Source organism: Streptococcus sp. SP8, assembly GCF_030440045.1.
In the GTDB taxonomy this organism is placed as follows: domain Bacteria; phylum Bacillota; class Bacilli; order Lactobacillales; family Streptococcaceae; genus Streptococcus; species Streptococcus parasanguinis_I.
In genome coordinates this window covers 99,042-124,718 of record NZ_JAQFJL010000002.1, presented here as the reverse complement: position 1 = coordinate 124,718, position 25,677 = coordinate 99,042, and the positions used below count along the sequence as shown (strand labels likewise).

Here is a 25,677-nt window from a genome sequence, read left to right as displayed (position 1 = left end):
ATTGACATGAAAAAGAAAACAATGGTTTCCATTGTCGCATCGAGCTTACTGATCGCACCGATGGTCTTGCATCAAGTAGCAGCAGCAGACGAGCAAACGGAAGAGTTAGCCCCATCGACAGAAGTGGTCCATGCTCCATCTACTGAAGCAAGACCGACAACAAGTGACGCAAGTACTGTCACTAGTGAAGAAGCAGCAAACTTGAATGATGCATCGCTGGATCGGACAGCAGTTGCCAATCAAGCAAACCCTGCTACAGAAGAACACACAAGACAAAGTGAGCCTACGGTCCCAGTAGTAACTCCAGAGGCAACAAACAGGGAAGCTGCACCTCAATCCACTCCTACTTCAGAAGCACTGGCAACAAGTCAGGATTTGGCAAAAGTCACAGGTTCGACCCTTGCAGCGGATCAGACCTCTAAAGAGTTGACAGTGCAAGATGCTGTTAATGGCTTGCTTCAATGGGCAGCAACGGATCCAAGCCAATTTGGCCAAAGCCAAGCAGATCGGGAACGCTTTGCCAAGAGTTTAGGTTTGATTGAAAGATCAGAAGATCTGACTCGTAAGGTCAGTCAGCCAGAATTGGCCAAGATGTACGAAACAGCTAAGAAACTCTATGATGCTTACCGGGCTGAAAAGAAAAGCCCTCTCTTTTTAAATGGTCGTGCTCAGCCTATTTTCCCTTATATGACGGGAGAAAAAGCAGATGAAGACTACAAATATGAGGACAGCCAAATTGTCCGCTTCCCAGTCTATGTCGAAACGGACTACGACACCGATGCAGATGGCAAGCCAGACTTGGTCAAAGCCATTGTTCAATTACCAAAGGCAGTCGCGCAAGGTGACTTTAAGGCGGCGACCATTCTGGAAGCGCGTCCTTACGTAGCAGGAACACTAGACGAAAACTACGTGACCCTTGAAAGTCTGGGGCTTCCGACAGATGGTAGCTACGACATGAAGAAACTGCACAGCCAACCTGCAAAGAGACAGCCAGTAAGCAGTGAGACAACAGTAGAAGCAGCGAAAAAAGCCAAAGCATCGGATTGGTACTACTACAGTCCCTACGAGTATATCTATGACTACGAAGATCTCAACTGGTACGACTATTTCTTGGTCAGAGGCTATGCCTTTATCTCGAGTGCTGGACTTGGGACCAAGGGATCAGAAGGATTTAACACGACAGGGTCTGACCTCGAAATCAATGCCTTCAAGAATATCATCGAATGGGTCAATGGCAAACGCAAAGCCTACACCGATAAGACCAGCAATATCGAAATAAAGGCAGACTGGGCAAGTGGCAATGTCGCAATGACCGGTCTATCCTGGGCTGGCACCACAACATTTGGTGTGGCAGCGACAGGCGTAGAAGGCCTAAAGACCATCGTTCCAGCAGCAGGGATTGCTTCTTGGTATGATTATTTCAATAGCCAAGGGACCCAATTTGGCAATGCACCTTATAGTGACCTTTCATGGCTCTCCCTCTACGTTAGCACGCGGATGCTGGATCAAGACGATTGGGCAGGGATTTGGCAAAACTATTCCAACTACATCAACCAATTGAACAAGGACCAGTACGCCCATGATCGTAACTACAGTGATGTCTGGAAGGAGCGGGATTATACCCTTCATCCGGAAAATCTCAAGACCAGCGCCCTGATCGTCCATGGCTTGAATGATGACAATGTCAAGACCAAACACTTTGAACTCATGTACGATGCCCTCAAGAAAGCAGGCCAAGATGTCAAGCTCTATCTTCACCAAGGAGATCACGTCTATCCAGCGGCTATGTCACGGGGATACGGCATCACCGCCAATGGTCAGGACTTTTATGACCTGCTCAATACCTGGCTGACCCATTACCTCTACGGAGTGGACAATCACGTCGAAAGCTTGCCAGCGGTCCTAGCTCAAAACAACTATGATCCAAGCAAGTGGACCAGCTATGATAACTGGAAGAGCAGTCAACGTCTCTTCTTGAATGCAAGCTCGAAACGTCTAGAAGAAACCATTTCTAGTGATTATGCGGCTGCAGGTGTTGAGATCGCTAACCGTAATGAAACTGTCAGCAAAGCCTCCTCTAAGGCCAATCTGACCTTCGTTTCTGATGTTACTGAGGACACTACGATCAAGGGCCACATCCCTGTTCATTTCAAGGCAGCTCTTGCCAAGGGTCAAGGAAAGAATTTCCAAATCAACGCCCTCTTGGTAGATGTGGCAGATGAGGACTTTGACGTGGTAGGAAATGGTAGCGTCAAGCCAGATAAAACAGCAGACGCTTTCTGGATGGGAAGCAATTTAAGCAACCTATCTGTTGCCGAATACGAAACCATCAAGACCAAGTACAAGGTGATCGCAAAAGGCTGGATCAACCTTGCGAACCCTGAGTCTGGCTACGATTCAGCAAGCTCTCGCGCAAGTATTGAGCCAAAAGTTGGGGAATACCATGATTATACAGTTTATCTCCAACCAAATCTCTATACGGTTAAGAAAGGTCACAAGTTAGCTCTAGTCTTTAACACCTATGACCCATCAGATTTAACGGTGGAGCACCCATATGAAGTGACCTTCAAGACAGACTCTATCCAGGCGGCGATTCCAATTGTCGAAAAGACCCGCGCTCAAAAGGCATCCTATGTACCAAGTGCAACAGATACTGACTATGCGAAATTGCCAGAAATAGAAGGAACTGCTCTAGTCGCTCCAGAAGTACACTACAAGGAAGAATATACGCTTCCAACTCCAGAACACCTTGTCCAACCAAGCCAAACTCTTCCTGAAAAAGATGAACAGATGCAAACAGGATCAGCAAGACAAGAGCAATCTCATCTTACACTAGCTGTATCTTATGGACCTCAATTTGTTTCACAAGGATTTGTAGAAGATCCTCAAGAAGTGACTCCTGCAGTAGGAGGAGAGCAGGTAGACCATACCCTTCCTCAAACAGGCAGCAAAGACCATGCTCTGGGTCTCTTAGGTATGATCAGTCTAACAGCTTCTAGCCTCATCTTTTGGCGCAAAAAGAGAGAAGATGCCTAAGGAGTCCCCGTAGCAAATATTTCTAAAATGGCATCTTTTAGTGTAAAATAAAAGTAGAAATGCAGAATCAGTAGTCACTACTGAAAAAGGAGGAAATATGGCACACGTAATCACAGATGCAACTTTTGAACAAGAAACCAGCCAAGGCCTTGTCCTGATTGACTTTTGGGCAACTTGGTGTGGTCCATGCCGCATGCAAGCTCCGATCTTGGATCAGTTGGCAGAAGAAGTACATGAAGATGATTTGAAAATCTGTAAGATGGATGTAGATGAAAATCCAAATACAGCACGTCAATTCGGTATCATGTCGATCCCAACTCTTCTATTTAAAAAAGATGGACAAGTTGTCAAACAAGTGGCTGGAGTTCATACGAAAGCCCAATTGAAAGAAATCATTGCAGAATTGAGCTAAAAAGAAGGGAGTGGGAAAGAACTCCGACTAGTTAAAAAGAGTTCGTTTTCCCACCCCCGTATAGCTTCAACAGTCTGGGAGACTGTTGAAGGTTGTGGATAAAGGAAACTTTGTTTCCCTCATTAGGTATCTTCGGAGCTTAATAAGCGAACGAAGATACCAATCAACCACTGCGTCATACAGTTATTTCTATCAAACATCGAAGGCTGGATAATTTTTTCCAGCTTTTTTTGATGCTCTTTATTTCTTTCAAATAGACGCGATACCCATTGACAGCGCTTTCTTATAGTGCTAAAATGAAGCTGTATTTCCTATAAAATTTTTACAGGAAAAAATTCTCCTAGGAAGATGTAGATCCTAGGAGAACATTACATATAAAGGTTATTGCCCCTCTGTATTTTGGGCTACCCAGACACTGACGGAGCGCTCTGCCACTGGGAATTCGGCAGTACCGTCTTCTTGGACTTGGACGGTTTCGTTACAATTTTCTAGGACATCATAGTAGGTGAGACCTGCGTAGGATGAGCCGATCTCCATGATTTTTGTAGCAGCTTGGTTATTGGAAATCAAGCAGGCGATTGGTGCTGATTCTTCTGAACCTGAACGTGTCCAACCAATGCAATTAGGATCATCGAAGTAGTCCGTTTGTTCCCCATAGGCCAGATCTTTACGAACCCATAAGAGGCGATCGAGAACCTCTTGGAAACTTTCTTGCGCAAATTTGCCCTCGATCCCGTAGTAGTCTCCATAGAAGACACAAGGCAAACCAGCTTCACGAAGTAAGATCAAGGCATAGGCTGCAGGCTTAAACCATTCTTCAATGGTAGATTCCAAGGCTTGTCCTCGTTGGGTATCATGGTTGTCCACAAAGGTTACGGCTTCTTCAGAATGATTGAGCGCTAGTGTTCCGTCAAAAATAGTTCGCAGGTCGAAATTTTCACCTTCTTGACTAGCTCTGAAGAGATTTTGGTGGAGGGCTACGTCGACCAGGTCATACAGGTAATCAATGCTTTCCAAGTACTCATCGTTGGTTTCTGTGTCCCCATTCCAAAATTCACCAAAGACGTAGAAATCTTCACCATATTTTTTGGTAATATTGTGGATGAAATTCTTCATAAAGAAGGAGTCAATGTGTTTGACTGCATCCAGACGGAAGCCCTCAACCCCTGTCGTTTCGATAAACCATTCAGCCCATTGATCGAGATTTTCTACAACCTCGGGATGTTTGAAATCGATATCGGCGTACATGAGGTAATCGTAGTTTCCGTTTTCTTTGTCTACCAGATCTCCATGAGCCCAACCTTTGTTGTCCCCTTGGATTTGGTAGATTCCATTCTTATTACGAGAAGCATCGTAGTCCGTACCGGTGAAATGGTACCAATGCCAGTGGAAGTCATTATAGGCGCCATTTCGGCCATCAAAGGTGAATTTGGTCCATCCTTGAATGGTGAAGGGCTCAGTGAGGACCTTGTTTCGATCCATTGGATCCACCTCAACGACCTCGAATTCCTCTAAGCCATCGGCAGCAGCTTTATGGTTGAGAACGACATCGGCCATTGGTTGAATCCCTGCATCTTTGAGGGCTTGAATGGCTTGAAGATAATCGTCTTTGAAGCCATATTTGGTGCGAACCGTTCCTTTTTGATCGAACTCGCCCAAATCAAAGAGGTCATAGACTCCGTACCCAACGTCATTGTTAGAAGTAGCTTTAAAGGCAGGCGGCATCCAGACCTTGCGAATACCCAAGTCTGCTAAGTGTTGCGCATCTTCAGCAAGACGCGACCAGTGGTTCCCATCAGCGGGCAAATACCACTCAAAATATTGCATTAAGGTTTGATTTTCCATTTTTATTTCTTCTTTCATGTGAATGTCCCTATTTTACCAAAAATAGTTGGATGCGACAAACGTTTGCGCTGGAAGCAAGCCCTTTCTGGAAAAGAAATCGCATACATGAAAGAAATGAAGTGAGAATATAAAAAGTAGCATTTTATTTACGTAGAAATATCAGTCCGGTACATATATTTCTATTCATTTTATAGTTTGATCATAACAAAGGAGGATTGGTTTGAAAGTGAAAACCACCAATAGAGAGAGCATCGAAAGGATTTTTACCGAAGCCTTGGCCATTCCGAGCTTCACCAATACTGAGACAGAGCAAGCAATCGAAGCCTATCTGGATCAACGGATTGGCCAGATCCCCTATTTCAAGGAACATCCGGACCATTTTGGGCGCTATCAGGTGCCACAGGATCACTTGCATCGGTCGGTCAATTGGGCCTTGGTTGATAAGGGCAAGAAAAAAACAGTTATCCTTTTCCACCACCATGATACAGTCGATTTAGAAGACTATGGAAATTTGTCGGAGATCGCGCTCGATTCTGATCAAGTAGCAGAAGCCTTGAAAACATTGGATAGGCGACCCGATATGCAGGCAGATTTAGCTTCTGGAGAATGGAAATTTGGCAGAGGCTCTTGCGATATGAAAGCAGCCTTGGCCCTGCAATTGGGAGTTCTGGAAGCCTATGCAGCAGCTCCCTCAGAAGGTCAGGTCAATCTGCTCTATCTCTCTGTTGGAGATGAGGAATCCTATTCACGTGGGATGCGAGGAGCCTTGGGCCTCCTCACAGATTTGCAGGAAACCTTTGATCTCAATTATGTATTAGCAGTGGATTCAGAACCCTTTGAATCAGAAGTAGGAAAAGAAAAGGTCCTTCACATTGGCACAGTCGGCAAACTCATGCCGGTCGTTGTGGCGCAAGGTGTCTTGTCCCATATGAAGGAGCCCCTCAAAGGGATCAATGCCTTGTCGCTCCTAGTAGCCATCGCAAGCCAGCTAGATCTTCATCCCGATCTGGCAGATCAGGCCTTGGGAGAAACGTCTCCCCTTCCTTCTTGGTCCTATCTCAGAGATTTGAAGGAGCAGTACGATGTATCGACCGTGCTGTATGCGGCTGGTTATTTCAGTGTGTTGCATTTGAAGAAAACACCCCAAGAGCTCTTGCAACGAATCTATGAGCTTAGTCAGGAGGCCTTGGACGCCTTCTACAAGAAGTATGAGCACTTGCAGGATCAGGCTGGCCAAGAACATATTATTGCAAGGCCAAGAGTCATCACCTATCAAGAACTAGAGGAACGTTGCCAAGCCTTAGAGGGCTACCAAGACTTTAGAGAAGCTTCTAATAAAAAAGCGGAGCAAGATTTTCGTAATGGGACCAGCTACCAGGGCCTTGCGATTCAGCAAATCCAGCGACTCCTTGAGTTTCTCGGAGATAAGGATCCTATGGTGGTTATTGGTTTTGCGCCCCCATATTATCCTTCCATGAACTGCCGCTTTTTAGACAATACCGATTTCAATATCGTGTCCCTCATCACTGATTACCGCGAGTATCTGGACCAAAGAGGTTACCTCTTGAAAGTGGAAGAATACTTTATGGGGATTAACGACACCAGTTATTGTGCCTTGGAAAAGGATGTGGCCTCTTATCAAGTCGTCCTAGATAGCCTAGCTACACCAGCCCAGGTCTATGATCTGGATCTGGAAAAAATTGCTCAAATTCAGGTTCCAGCGGTCAATCTAGGCCCTTGGGGCAAAGAATTGCATAAGCGAGGAGAGCGGGTCTACAAAGAAGACTTCTTGGAGACCATTCCAAACTATCTGCTAGAATTGCTCTACCATTTCGATGATCGCTTATCAACAGAATAAGAAAAACGGTCCCAACGAGGATCAATTAGGGAGTTAACATGATTACATTTCACGGAGTTACCAAAGATTACGATGGGCACATTGCCCTCAACCACTTGGATCTGACCATCGAAGATGGACAAATTGTCGGCTTGATTGGTCACAACGGAGCTGGAAAGTCAACGACGATTAAGAGCCTGGTCAGTGTCATCACCCCAACCACTGGATCAATTGAAGTGGATGGTCAGGACCTCTATAGCCATCGACTGGCGATCAAAAAGAAGATCGGTTATGTGGCAGATTCGCCAGATCTTTTCTTGCGTCTCACAGCCAATGAATTCTGGGAGTTGGTTGCGACCTCTTATGATATGAGTCAGAAAGACTGTGATCAACGATTAGAAGAGCTTCTTACGATCTTTGATTTTCAGAGCCACCGCTATGAAGTGATTGAATCCTTTTCACATGGGATGCGCCAGAAGGTCTTTGTTATTGCAGCCCTCTTGTCAGATCCAGATATCTGGGTCTTGGACGAACCCATGACCGGTTTGGATCCACAGGCTTCTTACGATTTAAAACAAATGATGCGTCAGCATGCGGATCGGGGCAAGACGGTTATTTTCTCTACCCACGTCTTAGAAGTGGCTGAACAACTCTGTGATAAAATCGCCATTCTTAAAAAGGGAAATCTCATTTTCTATGGGACGATCGAGGAATTAAAGGGCCAGCACCCCGAAAAAAGTCTGGAAAGTATTTATCTCAGCTTAGCGGGTCGTAAGGAAGAAGGTGGCGATCATGCGTCTTAAGATTATCCAGCAGCTTGTCAATGTCAATATCATCTATGCCAGTCAGCCCGCTCAGATCGCAAAATTACGTGCCAAACAGGCCAAAAAACCAGACGTCAAACTCAATGTCGCCCGCAAATCGGTGCTCAACTACCTCTTTTTAGGATTAGTCTATTTCCTCATATTTGGCTTGCTCTTTAGTATCTATGATTTTGTCCACCAACCAGCCTTCTTTGTCAATATGGTGGCCCTCTTTTCCTTGATGACCATTTCCCAAGGCTTTATGAGCTTTTACAATGTCTTTTATGAAAGCAAGGACCTCCAGTTTTACCGGCCCTATGCCTTCTCAGATGCGGAAGTCATTGCTGGAAAGAGTATCTCGGTCATCCTGACCCTCCTCATGGCTATCCTTCCCTTGGTCAGCTATTTTCTGATTCTGCCTGTCCAAGCAGGCGGCTTCAATCCGTTAGGGATCCTGCTAGGCCTCTTTTGTGCCTTAATTCTCTTAGGCGTTCTCTTTTTAGCGACGATCATCCTAGCTCATTTGATTACCAAGACCGTGTTTTTTAAAAAACATACGACCCTGGTCTCCAACATCATGGTCGGAATTGGTTCCCTTCTGAGTCTAGGAGCTTATCTCTATCTAAATCTAGTCCAAACTCACCGGGTAGAGGTGTCGGGTGGAACGGATATTCCCATTCTATTTCCACCTTTTACGGCTTTTCATCAGTTCATTCTCCATCCTTTTGATGGAGAAGCGCTCCTGGGCCTCTTAGGCTGGATCCTGGTGCTTTTGGTCTTGATTGGCCTGGTTCGCAAAATCGTGATCCCGCAGTTCTATGATGCGGCCCTTGCAGTTGCGACCAACCAAACCGTCAAAGAGCGGGTGAGAGTGCTCCATGTGGGTCAGAAAGACTCCTTTAGACGATTTGTCATTCAGTATCATCGCAGACTCTTGAGCGATGGAACCCTTATGGTGCAAGTCCTCTTGATGATGAGTATTCTGCCATATATTTTCCTCCTCAGTGGAGCAGCAGGAGCATCAAAAAATATAGGGGGCCTCAGTCCTTACTTAACACCCCAGTATCTGGTACCACTGACCCTTGTTGCCATCTTGATCGGTGTTTTCAATAGTTTTGGAGGCTTGACCAGTATCGGTATTTCGCTAGAGCGCGAAAACTTTGAATACTTGAGATCGCTCCCTATTGATTTTAAACGCTATCTCTTTATGAAATTTTGGTTGCTCTATCTGGTGCAATCCATTCTTCCTGTCATTCTTCTAGTTGGCGTTTGTCTCTATTTTGGCGTCCATCCCTTGGCTATCCTAGCCATGTTGCTGATCTGGGTTGTAACAACCATTCCGATCTGCATTCGAGACTATGTCAAGGATTTTCAGAACTTTAGCACCAATTGGACCAATATCACGGAGTTGATGACCCGCCATCGTGGGAATGCAGTTCTTCAGTCTATTCTCTTGATTGTCTTTCTCTTTGTGATGTTTCTCTTGATCATTGTCAGCTTTATTTGGACCTATCATTCCGTCAGCACCCTGCTGGCTGTGATCCTTTATAGTATCATCCTGTTAATTGGAGTAGGGATCAGCTATAGCATCTACCGCAAAAAAATCCGTACCCTCTACCAAGAGATCGGACAATAAAAAGAGAGAGTGGGACAGAAATCAGTCATTCGTTAGAATTCGATTTCGTCGTCCCACCCTCCGCACAGTTGAGTAGGGCTGTAAAGCTGATGAAATCAGCGTAGTAGAGCCCACTCAACCACTGCGTCTTGCTCGACAATTCAAAAACAATTGAGAGGCTAGGACTTTTGTCCTAGCCTCTTTTTAGTGGTGATTAAATTTCATAGCCCATGAGGAGGCCGCCTTCTTCTGCGTAGAAACTACAAAGTCCAGAAGTAGGAAGGACTTCAATCATTGCACGGGCAAATTTTTCACGAACCAATTCAGAGAATTGCTCGATAAATTTTTCATTGTTGCGGTGGGCGATGGTAATATGCCCGCCATTATAGCCTGCCTTGATTAATTCATCAAAAGCAGCCTTGATCGCTTTCTTTTGGCCCCGTGCTTTTTGAAGCAACTCGAGGGTACCCGTCTTACTAGCTTCCCCAACCATACGGATATTGAGGAGCCCGACAACCGTTCCAATCAATTTGCTGAGACGCCCATTTTTGACCAGATTATCAACCTTGGCCAAAACAAAGAGCAACTTGGTTTTTTCTTGATATTTGGTGATAACTTCGACCACTTGATCAAAATCGAGACCTTCAGCGACCAACTGATTGAGCTTGCGAACGATTAGGTCCACCTCGCCCCCAGCTGACAAGCTATTAATGACGTGAATATTGGTATTCGGATGCTCTTCCAGATAAATTTTCTTGGCCACCTCAGCACTATTGTAACTACCAGAAAGGGTCCCTGTGATGGTAACAACGAAGATATTATCCGCCCCTTCAAAAGACTTCATATAATCATCCGGACTTGGGCAGGCAGACTTAGATGCAGTCGCAGTCGCATACATCTCCTCCATCATCTGATTGATATTGAGGTGGGCATCATCTGTATAGATGGTATCACCCACTTGGATGGTCAATGGGACACTGACAAACTCCGTATCCGGTGCCAGATTGTCCAAAGAGCGGTAGTCACAGCCTGAATCCGCAATAATTTTCCATTTCATCAGTTCATACCTCATAATTGTATAAAAATGTACATTGACAAGTAGTATGTCTTCTTTTACAATTATATCATGAAGTACAATGCTATCCAAGCAGATATCATCAGGTGAGACAGATAGAAAGTAAATGTTATGGCAGAAAGAAAAATATCCGAGAAATCCTTGGAAAATCTCAAACGATTTAACCGAGAAAACAATGCGATTACACGAGAATCCATCGAAATCTCTCTCCTGCAATTGTTGGAGAAAAAAGATCTGAAAAAGATCACCATCTCTGAGCTGGTTCAGCGTGCGGGTGTCTCTCGCGCAGCCTTTTACCGTAATTATGACTCCAAAGAAGAGATTCTAGAGTCCATCTTTCAATCTAGTATCGCAAAGATTACCAAATCTTTAGATGGCTATAACCTCAAGACAGACCTCTACCAAGTTTGGGTCTACCTCTTTAAGGAAGTCAAGAAAGAAGCCAAGATCATCAGTCTAGCCATTGATTATAATTTCGAGCGGCTCTTGACCAAGGCAGTCTATGATTTTTTAGAAAAACGAAATGGCAGCTCCTCGAATGGCGCTGGCAGTTACCTCAATTCCTTCTGGAGCTCAGCCATTGTCTCTGTCATCTCCAAATGGATCAAGGATGGCATGAAGATCCCCGCCGAGAAGATCGCGACCCTAGGCCTGCCCCTCTTTCCACAAAAGAAGAAGTAATCACCACCGAGAGGTGGTTTTTTTCTTGCAACTATTTCCAACTAGTGAGGAAGTTGCCCCAGTCGCAAAATTTCGGTATCATGGTAGGAGTTAACTAGGAGAGTGGAGGTTGAAATGAAACGAGTGAATAAGAAAATAATAGGAGTGCTAGTCCTTTTAGTAAGTATAGGATCTTTCTACTTGTTGAAGCAAGTTCAAAAGCATGGAAAAACGAGTCAGCAAGAAACCAAGCAGAAATATATAGATGCGAAAACTCAGAAACCTACAATTCATCTTTTTGATGACAATAAATTTGTATTTGTTGCGCAAAAAGATGGGATAGGTGGGATAGCATTTGGTCAAGATTATATTTCGGTTTTGGATGTCCATCAAAAAGAGATCAATCAAAGTATGATTGATAGAGAGAAAAATGGTTCACCTAAAATTGCAAAAGATGAGTATTTTAATATTATTTCTTATGATTTAAATGCTACTGGATTTCCAAGTAAAAAGACGGAAGTATATCAATTATTAGGGAAAAAAGAGTATCGAGGTGCGTACGATATCAGTCAGTATTATGCAGATAACAAGGATTACATACCGGTAACTTTGTATAAAGTTGGAAATAATGATAGTAGAAAAATCATAGTTGATATTACGAATCAAAAAATTGAAGACCTTGAAAATTTTGAGGATTATGGTAAATCACTTTTTTCTGCCACTGAACAGGAAATGTCTAAGGGGAATGTTTATAATAACATTCGGCAAGCTATGAAAGAAAAGTACCATTTGAAATTCACAGCTGGTTATATTGATACCTCACTTTCAAAAGAAGATCGTGAAAAGATAGATATTTCCAATACAAATTTTGCACAAGACTATCCGGAAATGGCTAAGGATATAAAGAATTTAGCTCGTTTATATATGAGACCTAAGCAGTTTTCAACCAAAGAGTGGTTTGATACAGTTCTTCATTGGTTTGCGCCAAAGGGACAGGACGTGTTAGAGGTCTATGCGACGGATCCAAAGACCGGTGAGAAAACACAAATAAAATCCTACGATGAACTGCAGGCTTGGTCTACTAATCATCCAGAGTAGTGTGTGAAAGAAACAATATGAAAAGAAAAAGTTACGTTGAAAATATTAAAAATAAAAATGAGTAAACAAATGGAATTAAAATTTAAAAATTCAAATATGACCTGTATTCAGATTGTCCAGATAGATCAAGAATCGAAAAAGTATATCATGGATACGAGTACAATGAGTCCTAAGAGTTACTACTGGGGAATTAAAACAGATACGATTATAGTGGATATGGTGGAGATTGAAAAGAATAATACCCAGTTCGAAATCAAACCTACAACACCTATCAGTACGACAATGGCAGCCATCATTGTCCAACCAATTGTCAAAGTTGGTTATGATGTTCTAAAGCGGCTTTTTATTCAAAACAATCTTAGTGAGCAAGTATTATTAAAGTTATTACTCTTTGCAATTTCTATGCTGATTTCTTATTTTGCTATTCTGATTTCATTAAAGTTGGCCCATAAAAAAGCAGATAAATGGATTCCTAAAAACAGCCGTAAATACACAGTTACCTTTACAACTATTAAGAAAAGTAACGGAGGAGTATATCCTTTAGTTGGAGCAATTTTCATTTGTTTACTTTTCTTTCTTGGTTTGAATAATGGAACAGAAGGAGCTTTTTTGGTAATCAATGGAATCGTATCCTTATTCTTTTTCATGTTTACTCTAGGAAGTTACCCAATTGCTCTTCCCTACAAGCAAGGTCAAATTATTCTTGAAAAAATAGAAGAACAGTAGACGTTTTGTGATATCGTAGAAGTTACTTAATTGGCAAATAACATTAATTCAGAAAGTGATCAAATAAAATAAATGGCAGTTAATTTTAAAGCCTTGGATGTCTATTATTTTGGCATCCTTGAAATGGATGGAAAAAGGTATGTTTTAGATTCAAATTCGTTGACCTCTAAAAGTTACTATTGGGGATTTGCTCCTAAGGAGTTCAAGTTGGATATCATAGAGTTAGAGGATTCAAATAGAAACTTTGATAAAAAAATTAAAATGGCTCCTTAAGGTAGCCATTCGTTAGCGGTAAGTCTTGGAATTGGACTTAGTTTGGTCCTCAATAGAATCTGGGCTGGAATTTTTAGATATTATAGCATTAGTCAGAATCTCCATTTAAAAATCCTATTTTTTTTATTGTCAATTCTGCTAGCTTTTGTTATTTATAGATTCATCCTCTGGAGATCACGAAAAGAAATTGCCAGACGCCTTACACCCAATCGTCCAAAATATAAGATCGTCTTTCGAAATGTAAAGAAGCAGCGACAATTTCATGCTTATCTTTTTCTTATTCCAATTTTTATTGTGTTTGGATTCTATATGAATACTCATGATGGAACTGAAGCTTGTTTTCTTTATATCAATGGCATGTTGGCTTATCTTTGTATTTGGATAGAGTCAGGTAGTCTTCTATTTGAATATGCGTTTGAGAAAGGGCGTATTGAATTTGAGAGACTGGAAGCAGTGGATGAGGATAAATCTATTTACAAAGAAAATTAGAAGGAACTATGCATGCTAAAAAAAGCAAAAATTGAACAATTATCAAAAATCAATCTTCGTTACCGGATCTTACAAATGGACGGAGAGTCTTATTTACTCGATGCCGATCGTCCATTTCTCATCAGCTATTTCTTTCCATGGATTTTAAGCTTCATCCCTCATCTAGCCTATCCTTTAACCAAGGAAGAAGTGCAGTCTCTAGCTCCTTCGGATCTTTCTAAAGTTCTCAATAAAAAGGATACTCAGAAGAAAGGTCTTGCTTCAGCTTTCGGTATGGGTACAACTGCCGTGCTGTTATCGAAAGCCTTTCCTATTGAAAAGTATCTCTATTTTTCTTCGCATGTGCTAAATCTGGGAATCTTGCTTCTAGTATATAGCCTTGTAATAGGGATTCGGATATGGATAAGTATTCGGAAACCGATGCCTAACATTGTTAATAGCAACCACCCTATAAAGGTATACCTCGTCACAAATGATAGAAAGCATCGATTATTATCAATGATGGCTCCAACTATTTTTGCTGGATTGGTTGTATTTTCATCTTGTGCAATATTTAGTAATATTGCCCCAAACTTTATCCTTCATATAGTTTTGTTGATATTTTTATCGATCTTCATGTTTTCAGGTAATGTGCTATTTTTTTCACCAGTGGTGGATTACAAAGTAAAAATTAAATCTCCTAGAAAGGATCTGTTTAAATCGTGAAAATGACAAAGAAAAAAATGATGCTAGCCTTACTGGTTTTGCTCTCGCTCATTGGTGGGATTTGGCTCTATATCCGTTTTTCAACTGAGAGTTATTACAAGCAATTTCAGGAATATAGTGGAAAAGCCAAAATTGATGACTATGAGATGATTGCGGATGGTGCAGGCATGATTACTCACTGGAAATCAACCGATCCCAAGGAAGATCGGTTGATGAGGGAATATGGGTCTTATTATTATTTTGATCCTATCAGAGTCGGTTCAAAGCACATTTTGCATATGAATGTGAAATTTAGAGAAAATTTTTACTATCGTACAACTCCTCCAGAAAAGGATGAATATTGGACTGTTAGTGTCTACAAGGTTAATGGTGAACGATTGAAAGAAGAGAAAGAGCTTGATTTGTTTAAAGTTGTAGAACAATTTGATCCGGATTATATTCCTACAGAATTAGGCTCAGTATATTCATGGAATGGACGTGAGTTAGTTTCCTTACAAATTCGCAGTACCAAAGATAACTCAGTTCGAAAAATGATGTACTTGAATCTAGACACTCGTAAACTTGAAAGAAATGAGACCTTAGAGAATGATCACCAAAGAAAACCGATTCCAGATTTCAATGTACCAATTGATCGTGAGAAGAGCAGTATTGAAGAATTGAAATTTTTTAAAAATTGGTTTTCGATTGATCCCAAGGATCTCTCAAAAACGCAATTTAAGAAGTCTTCGAAGGCCTATAAACTCTTAAATCAAAAAGATACGAAAGTCATAGTAATAAAACCCCAGAATAGTGCGGATCAATATGCAAGAAGTATTGCTGTATTTGAACTCTTTATGAAGAAGGGTGTGAATCTCTATCAAGATGTCACGATTCCAGCTGAGCTATCAAGAGATGGGCAGACCCATACTACGCAGACAAAAGAAGAATTTGATCACTATTACGATCTAGAAAAGGCTCATAAGGTGTATAATGAGATTGATTGAAGTAAGAAAGACAAAGGACAAGAACGATGATCGAAGAACGAATCCAAGCTGCTAAGCAGTATGTTAAAACCTTATTTGCTGATCGAGCGGATGGCCATGATGTGGAGCATACTCTCCGCGTCTATACCAATGCTATGAGAATCGCACAAGCAGAAGGTCCATGTGATCTGGAGATAGTGGGCTTGTCGGCTCTTCTTCACGATGCTGATGATGATAAATTGTTTCAAACAGAGAATAATGCAAATGCTCGTAAGTTTCTAGAAGAGATTGCTACTCCTAAAAACCAAATCGACCAGATTTGTCGGGTAATCAATGCTGTTTCTTTCAGCAAAAATCGCGGTAAACATCCAGAAACCTTAGAAGGCAAGATTGTCCAGGATGCAGACCGCCTCGATGCGATAGGAGCTGTAGGAATTGCGCGAACTTTTTCCTATGGTGGCCACAAAGGGAGGTCCCTCACTGATACTGTCCAACATTTCTATGACAAGTTGCTCCTCTTAAAAGATGAAATGAACACGGAGACTGCAAAGCAAATAGCAGAAAGTCGCCATCAATTTTTAATCACCTTTCTAAAAGAACTAGAGAAGGAACTCTAACAAAAGAGAGTGGGACAGAAATCGGTAATTCGTTAGAATTCGATTTCGTCGTCCCACCTCCGCACAGTTGAGTAGGGCTGTAAAAGCTGATGAAATCAGCGTAGTAGAGCCCACTCAACCACTGCGTCTTACTCGACAATCCAAAAATAATTGAGAGGCTAGGACTTTTGTCCCAGCCTCTTTCTTTAATCTTGAATCATAGCTAAAAGATCCTCTCCTGTAGTGGTTGGAAGGATCCGGACTCGTTTGAGGGCGTAGAGGCCATCAGCGGAGCTGGCGAGTCCATTTTTAGTGGTGAGGCCTAATTTGTAGTCAGCTTTCTTGGCTTGGTCGATCGTGACCTGGCTGTAGCGACCGGATGGGTAGACGATAACGCTAGTATTTTGATCCAGCACCTTATCCAGCAGGCGTTTAGAAGCAACCAGCTCATTCTTTTGGGTCTCAAGACTGGAATTGGCTAGGTCTGGATGATTGACCGTATGGCTTTCAAAGGTCAAGCCAGCACTTTTCATCTCTTTGATTTGATCAAAGGTCAGGACATTTTCTTTTTCTTTTTGGGTAAAGTCTGTGATGATATTGTTGGTGGCCGTCATCTTGTATTTCTTAAGAAGCGGATAGACGATGGTATAGAAATCTTCGACGCCATCATCAAACGTGAGCCAGACAAATTTCTTTCCTTTTGGCACTTCATTTTTTGCGAGGATCCGATAGGCTTCCTCAGGTGTCAGGGTGTAATAACCCGCATTTTTCAGGGCCTTTAGTTGGCTTTCAAAGGTTTCTGGATCGACAATCAGATTGGCATTGGCAGCTTCAGACTCGGCCATATTGTGCACGGAGTGGTACATGAGGATGGGCAGTTTGACCGGCTTTTTCACTCGGGTCCACTCGATAGAGGAACTACCTTCTTCGAGAGAACGCGTCATGGCAGTGCCACTGGTATTCCCCTCATTCGGCTGAGTGATGCGCTTGATTAGAAGAAAGCTACAAATAAAGATACAGACCAGTAGGAGGGCATTGATTCCAAGTAGGGCTTTGATTTTTTTAGGTACTCTTCGTTTACTCATAGTGTCACCGTTTTCATTATTTTCTTTATTGTACCACAAATTCTATGTTCTTTTCCAGAACTTGCTACAGGCAGATCCTGTCATGAAAATTCAGAATTTTTAAGGCAATTGGCTGTCAAACGCTCAAGTTTTTGTTATAATGGAGCTACTATAGAAAATTCAAGGAGTCAATAGGATGTCTGTTAAGATTGCCTTACTAGGATTTGGTACTGTTGCAAGTGGCGTACCATTTTTATTAAAAGAAAACCATGAAAAAATCACCCAGGCAGCTCAAGATGAAATCGAGATCGCTAAGGTCTTGGTTCGAGATGATGCTGAAAAGGAAAGCTTGCAAGCGGCTGGTCACAACTACAACTTTGTGACCAATGTCGATGAGATCATTGAAGACAAGGACATTGCCATCGTGGTCGAGTTGATGGGTCGTATCGAGCCAGCGAAAACCTTTATCACCCGTGCGCTGGAAGCAGGCAAGCACGTAGTTTCTGCTAACAAAGACCTTCTTGCCGTTCATGGAAGCGAGTTGCTAGAGATTGCTCAAAAACACAAAGTGGCCCTTTATTACGAAGCTGCCGTAGCTGGTGGGATCCCAATCCTTCGGACCTTGGTGAATTCTTTGGCCTCAGACAAGGTGACCAAAGTGCTCGGTGTGGTCAATGGAACCTCTAACTTCATGATGACTAAAATGGTCGAAGAAGGCTGGACTTATGAGGATGCTTTAGCAGAAGCGCAACGTCTTGGTTACGCTGAAAGTGATCCAACCAACGACGTTGAAGGAATTGATGCTGCTTACAAGATGGTGATCTTGAGCCAATTTGCCTTTGGGATGAATATCCAATTTGACCAAGTAGGTCACAAAGGAATCAGCCAAATCACTCCTCAAGATGTCTCAGTTGCTCAAAGCCTTGGCTATGTCATCAAGCTGGTCGGATCTATCGTTGAAACAGAGTCAGGGATCGCAGCAGAAGTGACACCAACCTTCCTTCCAAAACAACATCCACTCGCAGGAGTGAACGACGTTATGAATGCGGTCTATGTGGAATCCATCGGTATTGGGGAGTCTATGTACTACGGACCAGGTGCTGGTCAAAAACCAACTGCGACCAGTGTCGTAGCCGACCTCGTTCGCATTGTCCGTCGACTAAAAGAAGGAACAATCGGTAAAGCCTTCAATGAATACAGCCGCCCTCTTCAATTGGCTAAACCAGAAGACGTGAAGAACAATTATTACTTCTCAATCAAGGCACCAGATGCGACTGGTCAAATCTTGCGTCTTGCGGAGATCTTTAATGCAGAAGGAGCTTCCTTCAAGCAAATCCTCCAAGAAGACTCAGATGGACACTATGCAAGTGTGGTCATCATTACCCACCAAGTCAACCAAACACAATTTAAGAACCTGGTTGAAAAACTGGATTCAGAGGCGAATTTCGAACTCTTGAATACCTTTAAGGTCTTGGGAGAATAAGCATGAAAATTATTGTTCCAGCAACCAGTGCCAATGTAGGGCCAGGATTTGATTCGGTTGGGATTGCCGTGACTCGCTATTTGACCATCGAAGTCCTTGAACCAGCAGATGCTTGGTTGATTGAGCATGATCTAGGAGCAGGGATTCCGACAGACGAGAAAAACCTTTTGCTCTCAACAGCTCTTTCTATTTCAACAGACATGCAACCCCATCGGATCAAGATGACCAGTCAAGTGCCCTTGGCGCGTGGTCTTGGTTCTTCTAGCTCGGTCATTGTCGCAGGGATTGAATTGGCCAACCAATTAGCCAACCTCCAGCTGTCAGATGCTGAGAAATTACGCATCGCGACCGAGATCGAAGGTCATCCAGATAATGTAGCTCCAGCTATTTTTGGAAATATGGTCATCGCGAGCTACATCAGTGAAGATGTCCAATATGTCACGGCTGACTTCCCAAGCTGTGACCTTGTGGCCTTTGTACCGAGCTACCAATTGAAGACCAGTGATAGTCGAAATGTCCTACCGAAAGAATGGTCTTATAAAGAAGCTGTTGCAGCTAGTAGCGTAGCCAATGTCGCTATCGCAGCTCTCCTCAAGGGAGATTTGCTGACGGCCGGTCGCTCTATCGAGTCAGATCATTTCCATGAGCGCTACCGTCAATCTCTTATCAAAGAGTTCCCTCAGGTCAAAGAAGTCGCACATGCGCATGGGGCCTACGCTACCTATCTGTCAGGAGCAGGCCCAACAATCATGAACCTCTTAGCGCCAGAACATACAGCAGCCTTTGTCGCAGCTCTTGAAAAACTCGGGCTAGAAGGTCAGATTTTCCAACTTAAAATCGACACTTTTGGTGTTCGTGTTGAGAAATAAACCTCAATGTAACACAAATGAAAGAAGGATGTATACGAATGTATATGTCCTTTTTGCTTCTCCTATGGTAGAATGGGAATTGTATGGGGAAAAGCTCAAGCTTTCCCGAAAATCTAGGGGGAAATATGAAACCAGAATATTTATATAGTATTGCTACCGATCTTGGGCTGCAATTTGATGGCGAAGCCCGTGTGATGTATGGAGAGCGTGAAGGCTTCTTGTTAGTCATTGAAGGCGCTCAAACCAAGAATGTATTTACCATTTCACTCAGTGTGAAACAAGGTTCTGAAGGAGACTTAATCGAAGATAGTGAAATTCTTTGGAATGAATTAAAAGAACAATCAAAAGCCATTAATGCCATCTCTTTTGATGGTTACTTGACCTCGATCGTCGTCAAGGGCGGAATGACCAAAGGGAAGGCTGTCGAAACCTTATGGACAGCTATCCAAGATATTGTTGATTTCTTGCTCAACCACCAATTTGTGCAAGTGAATGCGCAAACGGGTGAGGAAGGGCCAATCGGTCTGTATCAAATTGGAGATGCGATCTTTTTAATCGACGATGAAACCTTTAGAGCCTACCAAGCCGAAGTGCAAGATACAGTTGAGGCTTATGAAGCGCGGGAAGAAAACTTCCTTTTAGGGATTGTAGGGGCTGTGATCGGTGTAATCATCGGTGGAGCAGTTGCCCTCTTGGTAGCGCGTCTTGGCTATGTATCTGTTTTAGCAGGGGCTGCCCTCGGTTATTGTACTATCAAAGGTTATGAGATTCTTGGTAAGAAATTGACTAAAAAAGGTGTGGTAGTTTCAGCTATTTTGATGGTCTTGACCGTCTTTTTGGTCAACCAATTAGATTATACTTTGGCGCTTATGAGTGAACTGGATTTGCCATTTGATATGTCCTGGACGCTTCTCAATGAAGCGACATTTTCAGGGGACGTCCCAGATAAATTTTACTTGAATCTAGGCTTGCTAGCTGTCTTTACTCTTGGTGGTGCTTGGATTTCGGTCAAATCTGCTCTGGATGGACAAAAGAATCGTGCTATCGCACGTAAAATTGCATAATAAATTGTAAAAGGAAGGCCTGAATATTATAGGTCTTCTTTTGTTTTTTAGGGTCGAAAAATAGTCAAAAATTTGGTATAATAGTTTGTATTTTTATAGAGAGAGAACAGACAGAAAGATGAATGAAAAAATGAATCAAATTCTTGAAGGGATTGATATCCGTTTTCAAGAACCTTTAAAACATTATACCTTCACAAAGGTCGGTGGGAATGCTGAATTTTTAGCCTTCCCTCGCAACCAATACGAATTAAAACGCATCGTCCAATTTGCCAACCAAGAGCAAATTCCATGGATGGTCCTGGGCAATGCGTCCAATATCATTGTCCGTGATGGGGGCATTCCGGGATTTGTCATTATGTTTGATCGCTTGCGTGACATCAGTGTGGACGGCTATGTGATCGAAGCAGAGGCAGGAGCTAAACTCATCGAAACGACTCATGTAGCCTTGTATCATAGTTTGAAAGGTCTTGAGTTTGCTAGTGGCATTCCAGGCAGTGTTGGTGGTGCTGTCTTTATGAATGCAGGAGCCTATGGAGGAGAGATTGCTCATGTCCTTGTATCCTGTAAGGTCTTAACCAAGGAAGGGGAAATTGAAACCTTGTCGGCGAAAGAGTTGGCTTTTGGCTATCGTCACTCAAAGATTCAAGAGACAGGTGCTGTGGTCATCTCTGCCAAATTTGCTTTGTCTCCAGGCAATCACGAGCAAATCAAACAGGAGATGGAGCGTTTGACCCATCTTCGTCAGTTGAAACAACCCCTTGAATACCCTTCTTGTGGATCTGTCTTTAAGCGTCCTGTCGGTCATTTTGCAGGTCAATTGATCAGCGAAGCAGGTCTGAAAGGCTATCGAATTGGTGGTGTGGAAGTCTCTGAAAAGCATGCTGGCTTTATGGTCAATGTGGACAATGGAACAGCTAAGGACTACGAAGACCTGATCGCCCATGTCATTGAAGCAGTCGAGGCTCATTCAGGTGTCCGTTTAGAACCGGAAGTTCGCATTATCGGCCAAGCCTAAGAACGTTAGTATTGAAGAACAATTGATAGTGTAAACATCGATAGCATCAGTTGGAAAGGGGGTGAGTGCCTATCGATACCGTAAATAGGTGGGGCAGTCTAGTAAGTCCCCGAGAGGTATTGGTGGCCTGACAGGCCTTCCTGTCAGCCGCTGCGTTTTCGTTTGAAAAGCAGTTTGGTAATCGTAGTAAAGAAGGAATTTATGTGAATTGAAAAAACCAATTATTGAGTTTAAAAATGTAACAAAGGTCTTTGAAGATAGCGGAACCGTTGTCCTAAAGGATATCAATTTTGAATTGGAAGAAGGGAAGTTCTATACCCTGCTCGGTGCATCTGGATCAGGAAAATCAACTATCCTGAATATTATTGCCGGTCTTTTAGATGCTAGCTCTGGAGATGTCTACCTTGATGGGGAACGGATCAATGATGTCCCTACCAACAAGCGGGATGTCCACACCGTCTTTCAGTCCTATGCCCTGTTTCCGCATATGACGGTCTTTGAAAATGTGGCTTTCCCCCTTCGTTTGAAAAAGCTGGACAAGGCTGAGATCGAACGTCGGGTTTCAGAAGTATTGAAAATGGTCCAGTTAGCAGGATTTGAAAAACGTTCGATCCAAAAATTATCGGGTGGTCAACGTCAGCGGGTAGCTATTGCACGGGCTATTATCAATGAACCACGAGTGGTCCTTTTAGATGAGCCTTTGTCAGCCCTTGACTTGAAACTTCGAACAGACATGCAGTATGAGTTGCGGGAATTGCAACAACGCTTGGGCATTACCTTTGTCTTTGTTACCCACGACCAAGAAGAAGCCCTTGCCATGAGTGACTGGATCTTTGTCATGAATGAGGGAGAGATCGTCCAATCTGGTACTCCCGTGGATATCTATGATGAACCGATCAACCACTTTGTAGCGACTTTTATCGGGGAGTCCAACATCCTAGATGGTCGCATGATCGAGGACTACTTGGTTGAGTTCAATGGTAAACGCTTTGAAGCGGTCGATGGGGGAATGCGTCCAAATGAACCAGTTGAAGTCGTCATTCGTCCTGAAGACTTGCAAATCACTCTTCCTGAAGAAGGCAAGCTCCAAGTGAAGGTGGACACCCAGCTCTTCCGTGGTGTGCATTACGAGATCATCGCTTATGATGATTTGGGAAATGAGTGGATGATTCACTCCACTCGGAAGGCTATCGTGGGAGAAGTCATTGGGCTAGACTTTGAACCAGAAGATATCCACGTTATGCGTCTCAACGAAACCGAAGAAGAATTCGATGCGCGGATCGAAGAGTACGTTGAAGTGGAAGAGCAAGAAGCTGGTTTGATTAATGCCATTGAGGAGGAAAGAGATGAAGAAAACAACCTCTAATCTATTTATCCTCCCCTATTTCTTGTGGATTTTTCTCTTTGTCCTAGCTCCCGTAGTCATGATCATCTTTCAATCGTTTTTCAACGTTGAAGGGCAGTTTTCACTTGAAAACTACAAAGAGTTCTTTACTTCACAAAATTTGACCTATTTAAAGATGAGCTTTAATTCGGTCCTTTATGCTGGAATCGTCACCCTGGTGACGCTCTTGATCTCCTACCCGACTGCTTACTTTTTGACGCTGCTCAAACACCGGCAGTTGTGGTTGATGTTGATCGTCTTGCCGACCTGGGTCAATCTCTTGCTCAAGGCCTATGCCTTTATCGGAATCTTTGGTCAAAATGGCTCCATCAATAGCTTTTTAAGCTTTCTCGGAGTCGCTCCCCAGCAGATCCTCTTTACCGATTTCTCCTTTATCTTTGTAGCTAGCTACATCGAGTTGCCTTTCATGATTTTGCCGATCTTTAATGTCTTAGATGACTTAGATCCAAACTTGATTAATGCCAGCTATGATTTGGGAGCCAATCGTTGGGATACCTTCCGTCATGTGGTCTTCCCCTTGTCCATGAATGGAGTCCGCTCAGGTGTGCAGTCTGTCTTTATTCCTAGTCTGAGTCTCTTCATGTTGACACGGATGATCGGTGGAAATCGCGTCATTACCTTAGGGACTGCGATTGAACAGCACTTCCTGACAACACAAAACTGGGGAATGGGTTCTACCATCGGAGTTGTTCTGATCCTTGCTATGCTCTTTACCATGTGGGCAACTAGAGAAAGGAGAGAACGATGAAAAAAGTATCTCATTTCTATCTAGGTTTCGTCTTTCTGATCCTCTATCTTCCTATCTTTTATTTGATCTTTTATGCCTTCAATAAAGGGGGAGATATGAATGCCTTCACAGGCTTCACGCTTGAGCATTTCAATGAATTGTTCGCAGATAGTCGCCTGATGCTGATCTTATCAGAGACCTTCCTCTTGGCCTTTTTGTCAGCCTTGATTGCGACAGTGATTGGAACCTTTGGAGCCATTTATATTTACCAATCGAAGAAGAAGTTAGAAGGACCTTTGCTCTCTATCAACAACATTCTTATGGTAGCGCCAGACGTTATGATCGGGGCCAGCTTCTTGATTCTCTTTACGACGGTGAAGTACCAGCTAGGTTTCCTATCTGTTTTGGCTAGCCACGTGGCTTTCTCGATTCCCATTGTGGTCTTGATGGTCTTGCCACGACTCAAGGAAATGAACCGGGATATGGTCAATGCTGCCTATGACTTGGGAGCTACCCAAGTGCAAATGCTCAAAGAGATCATGTTGCCGTATCTGACACCAGCCATTATTGCTGGCTACTTTATGGCCTTTACCTATTCGCTTGACGACTTTGCCGTGACCTTCTTTGTAACCGGAAATGGCTTTACAACCTTGTCTGTAGAGATTTACTCACGTGCGCGTCAAGGGATCTCCCTCAGTATCAATGCCTTGTCCGCCCTTGTCTTTCTCTTTAGTGTGCTCTTGGTCATCGGTTATTACTTTATTACCCGTGAAAAGGAGGAAGCAGCATGAAAAAACTTTATTCATTCCTAACTGGGATTGTCCTTGTCATTCTGGTCCTCTGGGGAATTAGCCACCAGATCGAAGCGAGCATGAATACCAAGAATAGTGACAAGTTGGTCATCTACAACTGGGGAGATTATATCGATCCAGAATTGCTCAAGGAATTTACAAAAGAGACAGGGATTCAGGTGCAATATGATACCTTTGATTCCAACGAAGCCATGTACACCAAGATCAAGCAAGGGGGAACCACCTACGATATTGCTATACCTAGTGAATACATGATTGCCAAGATGATGGATGAGCATCTGGTTGAAAAGTTGGACCAATCCAAGATCAAAGGGATGGAAAATATCGATCCAAAACTCTTGAACCAATCGTTTGATCCGGGCAACCAATATTCAGTCCCTTACTTCTGGGGTACCTTGGGGATCGTCTACAATACCAAGATGGTCAAAAATGCTCCTGAACATTGGTCAGATCTCTGGCGTGAAGAGTACAGAAATGACATCATGATGTACGATGGTGCGCGTGAGGTCATGGGAATTGGTCTCAATACCTTGGGCTATAGCCTCAATGAAAAGGATCCAAAGAAATTGCAAGAGGCAGTAGATAAACTCTACACCTTGACGCCAAACATCAAAGCTTTGGTTGCTGATGAGATGAAAGGCTATATGATCCAAAACAATGCGGCTATTGGGGTGACCTTCTCAGGAGAAGCCAGCCAAATGCTCGAAGCCAATAAGGATCTTCGCTATGTCGTCCCAACTGAAGCCAGCAACCTTTGGTTTGATAACATTGTCATTCCAAAAACCGTGAAAAATAAAGAAGCAGCATATGCCTTTATTAACTTCATGCTTCGTCCTAAAAATGCTTTAAAAAATGCTCTTTATGTCGGCTACTCAACGCCAAATAAAAAAGCCAAAGCCATGTTGCCGAAAGAAATCCAAGATGACCAATCCTTCTATCCAAGCGATGAAACACTGGACCATTTGGAAGTCTATCAACAATTAGGCAAGAAATTGCTTGGAGTCTATAACGATCTTTACCTTCAGGTCAAGATGTATCGAAAATAACACAAAAGGAACTTCCGGGTTCCTTTTTGATTACCTTTAAAAAGCTCTAACTAGTGACTT

The 25,677-nt window shown here is 42.9% G+C and carries 22 protein-coding genes and 1 pseudogene; 20 read left to right on the top strand and 3 right to left on the bottom strand.

All coding sequences use genetic code 11. The features are described 5' to 3' along the window. Positions 1–6: 6 nt before the first annotated feature. On the top strand, positions 7–3,036 hold the full coding sequence (locus tag PCY11_RS04065; protein ID WP_070846564.1) for a CocE/NonD family hydrolase: 3,030 nt from the start codon (positions 7–9) through the stop codon (positions 3,034–3,036). A gap of 97 nt (positions 3,037–3,133) precedes the next feature. Then, a complete protein-coding gene (trxA, locus tag PCY11_RS04060; protein ID WP_003002728.1) occupies positions 3,134–3,448 on the top strand; it encodes a thioredoxin in 315 nt (104 codons plus the stop codon). A 381-nt stretch (positions 3,449–3,829) separates the two neighbouring features. On the opposite strand, the gene PCY11_RS04055 is transcribed toward trxA, so the two are convergent. Next, a complete protein-coding gene (locus PCY11_RS04055; RefSeq protein WP_081103056.1) occupies positions 3,830–5,311 on the bottom strand; it encodes an alpha-amylase in 1,482 nt (493 codons plus the stop codon). A 208-nt stretch (positions 5,312–5,519) separates the two neighbouring features. Here PCY11_RS04055 and PCY11_RS04050 point away from each other — a divergent pair, with 208 nt between their 5' ends. The 3 genes from PCY11_RS04050 to PCY11_RS04040 are packed head-to-tail and all read left to right on the top strand — an operon-like array spanning position 5,520 to position 9,569. After that, positions 5,520–7,151: a M20/M25/M40 family metallo-hydrolase gene (locus PCY11_RS04050; protein WP_070466693.1), complete on the top strand. Its 1,632-nt coding sequence runs from the start codon at positions 5,520–5,522 to the stop codon at positions 7,149–7,151. 38 nt (positions 7,152–7,189) lie between these two features. Further along, positions 7,190–7,933, top strand: coding sequence for an ABC transporter ATP-binding protein (locus PCY11_RS04045; protein WP_070466157.1), 744 nt, complete (start codon positions 7,190–7,192; stop codon positions 7,931–7,933). Continuing rightward, positions 7,923–9,569, top strand: a complete 1,647-nt coding sequence (locus PCY11_RS04040) for a hypothetical protein (protein ID WP_301362517.1) — start codon at positions 7,923–7,925, stop codon at positions 9,567–9,569. The genes PCY11_RS04045 and PCY11_RS04040 overlap by 11 nt, the downstream gene beginning before the upstream one ends. Before the next feature lie 193 nt (positions 9,570–9,762). Here the strand turns inward: PCY11_RS04040 and PCY11_RS04035 are convergent, their stop codons facing one another. Further along, the gene (locus PCY11_RS04035) at positions 9,763–10,605 is read right to left on the bottom strand and encodes a DegV family protein (RefSeq protein WP_301362516.1); all 843 of its coding nucleotides are present in this window, start codon (positions 10,603–10,605) and stop codon (positions 9,763–9,765) included. 129 nt (positions 10,606–10,734) lie between these two features. Here PCY11_RS04035 and PCY11_RS04030 point away from each other — a divergent pair, with 129 nt between their 5' ends. The 7 genes and pseudogenes from PCY11_RS04030 (at position 10,735) to PCY11_RS04000 (ending at position 16,153) form a co-directional block, all read left to right on the top strand. Continuing rightward, positions 10,735–11,304 carry a TetR/AcrR family transcriptional regulator gene (locus tag PCY11_RS04030; RefSeq protein ID WP_003010925.1) on the top strand — a complete coding sequence of 190 codons (570 nt, stop codon included), beginning with the start codon at positions 10,735–10,737 and terminating at the stop codon, positions 11,302–11,304. Between the two features lie 114 nt (positions 11,305–11,418). Beyond that, a complete protein-coding gene (locus PCY11_RS04025; RefSeq protein ID WP_301362515.1) occupies positions 11,419–12,381 on the top strand; it encodes a hypothetical protein in 963 nt (320 codons plus the stop codon). Between the two features lie 69 nt (positions 12,382–12,450). Continuing rightward, the gene (locus tag PCY11_RS04020) at positions 12,451–13,107 is read left to right on the top strand and encodes a hypothetical protein (protein WP_081103055.1); all 657 of its coding nucleotides are present in this window, start codon (positions 12,451–12,453) and stop codon (positions 13,105–13,107) included. A gap of 72 nt (positions 13,108–13,179) precedes the next feature. Continuing rightward, positions 13,180–13,869, top strand: a pseudogene (locus PCY11_RS04015) (hypothetical protein). Between the two features lie 12 nt (positions 13,870–13,881). Next, positions 13,882–14,574 carry a DUF443 family protein gene (locus tag PCY11_RS04010; protein ID WP_125826406.1) on the top strand — a complete coding sequence of 231 codons (693 nt, stop codon included), beginning with the start codon at positions 13,882–13,884 and terminating at the stop codon, positions 14,572–14,574. Positions 14,575–14,576: 2 nt separating this feature from the next. Continuing rightward, positions 14,577–15,557 (top strand): hypothetical protein, encoded by a 981-nt coding sequence (locus PCY11_RS04005; RefSeq protein ID WP_301362514.1) that lies wholly within the window; start codon positions 14,577–14,579, stop codon positions 15,555–15,557. A 26-nt stretch (positions 15,558–15,583) separates the two neighbouring features. Beyond that, positions 15,584–16,153, top strand: a complete 570-nt coding sequence (locus PCY11_RS04000; RefSeq protein ID WP_024055108.1) for an HD domain-containing protein — start codon at positions 15,584–15,586, stop codon at positions 16,151–16,153. Positions 16,154–16,338: 185 nt separating this feature from the next. Here the strand turns inward: PCY11_RS04000 and PCY11_RS03995 are convergent, their stop codons facing one another. Then, entirely contained in the window at positions 16,339–17,217 is an 879-nt protein-coding gene (locus tag PCY11_RS03995; protein ID WP_061590842.1) for a polysaccharide deacetylase family protein, read from the bottom strand. Between the two features lie 175 nt (positions 17,218–17,392). Between PCY11_RS03995 and PCY11_RS03990 the strand changes: the two genes are divergently transcribed. The 8 genes from PCY11_RS03990 (at position 17,393) to PCY11_RS03955 (ending at position 25,617) form a co-directional block, all read left to right on the top strand. Continuing rightward, the gene (locus PCY11_RS03990) at positions 17,393–18,679 is read left to right on the top strand and encodes a homoserine dehydrogenase (RefSeq protein ID WP_049507335.1); all 1,287 of its coding nucleotides are present in this window, start codon (positions 17,393–17,395) and stop codon (positions 18,677–18,679) included. Between the two features lie 2 nt (positions 18,680–18,681). Next, the gene (gene thrB, locus PCY11_RS03985) at positions 18,682–19,548 is read left to right on the top strand and encodes a homoserine kinase (protein WP_254742660.1); all 867 of its coding nucleotides are present in this window, start codon (positions 18,682–18,684) and stop codon (positions 19,546–19,548) included. A gap of 83 nt (positions 19,549–19,631) precedes the next feature. Then, the gene (locus PCY11_RS03980) at positions 19,632–20,612 is read left to right on the top strand and encodes a hypothetical protein (protein ID WP_324737715.1); all 981 of its coding nucleotides are present in this window, start codon (positions 19,632–19,634) and stop codon (positions 20,610–20,612) included. Positions 20,613–20,730: 118 nt separating this feature from the next. Then, the gene (gene murB, locus PCY11_RS03975) at positions 20,731–21,627 is read left to right on the top strand and encodes a UDP-N-acetylmuramate dehydrogenase (protein ID WP_301362512.1); all 897 of its coding nucleotides are present in this window, start codon (positions 20,731–20,733) and stop codon (positions 21,625–21,627) included. 208 nt (positions 21,628–21,835) lie between these two features. Further along, positions 21,836–22,993 (top strand): ABC transporter ATP-binding protein, encoded by a 1,158-nt coding sequence (locus PCY11_RS03970; protein ID WP_045759571.1) that lies wholly within the window; start codon positions 21,836–21,838, stop codon positions 22,991–22,993. Next, the gene (locus PCY11_RS03965; protein ID WP_003011144.1) at positions 22,974–23,780 is read left to right on the top strand and encodes an ABC transporter permease; all 807 of its coding nucleotides are present in this window, start codon (positions 22,974–22,976) and stop codon (positions 23,778–23,780) included. The genes PCY11_RS03970 and PCY11_RS03965 overlap by 20 nt, the downstream gene beginning before the upstream one ends. Then, complete coding sequence (locus PCY11_RS03960) at positions 23,777–24,550, top strand: ABC transporter permease (RefSeq protein ID WP_003002847.1); 774 nt, start codon at positions 23,777–23,779, stop codon at positions 24,548–24,550. Before PCY11_RS03965 ends, PCY11_RS03960 begins: the two co-directional genes overlap by 4 nt. Further along, positions 24,547–25,617, top strand: a complete 1,071-nt coding sequence (locus tag PCY11_RS03955; protein WP_045759569.1) for a PotD/PotF family extracellular solute-binding protein — start codon at positions 24,547–24,549, stop codon at positions 25,615–25,617. Before PCY11_RS03960 ends, PCY11_RS03955 begins: the two co-directional genes overlap by 4 nt. Positions 25,618–25,677 lie beyond the last annotated feature (60 nt).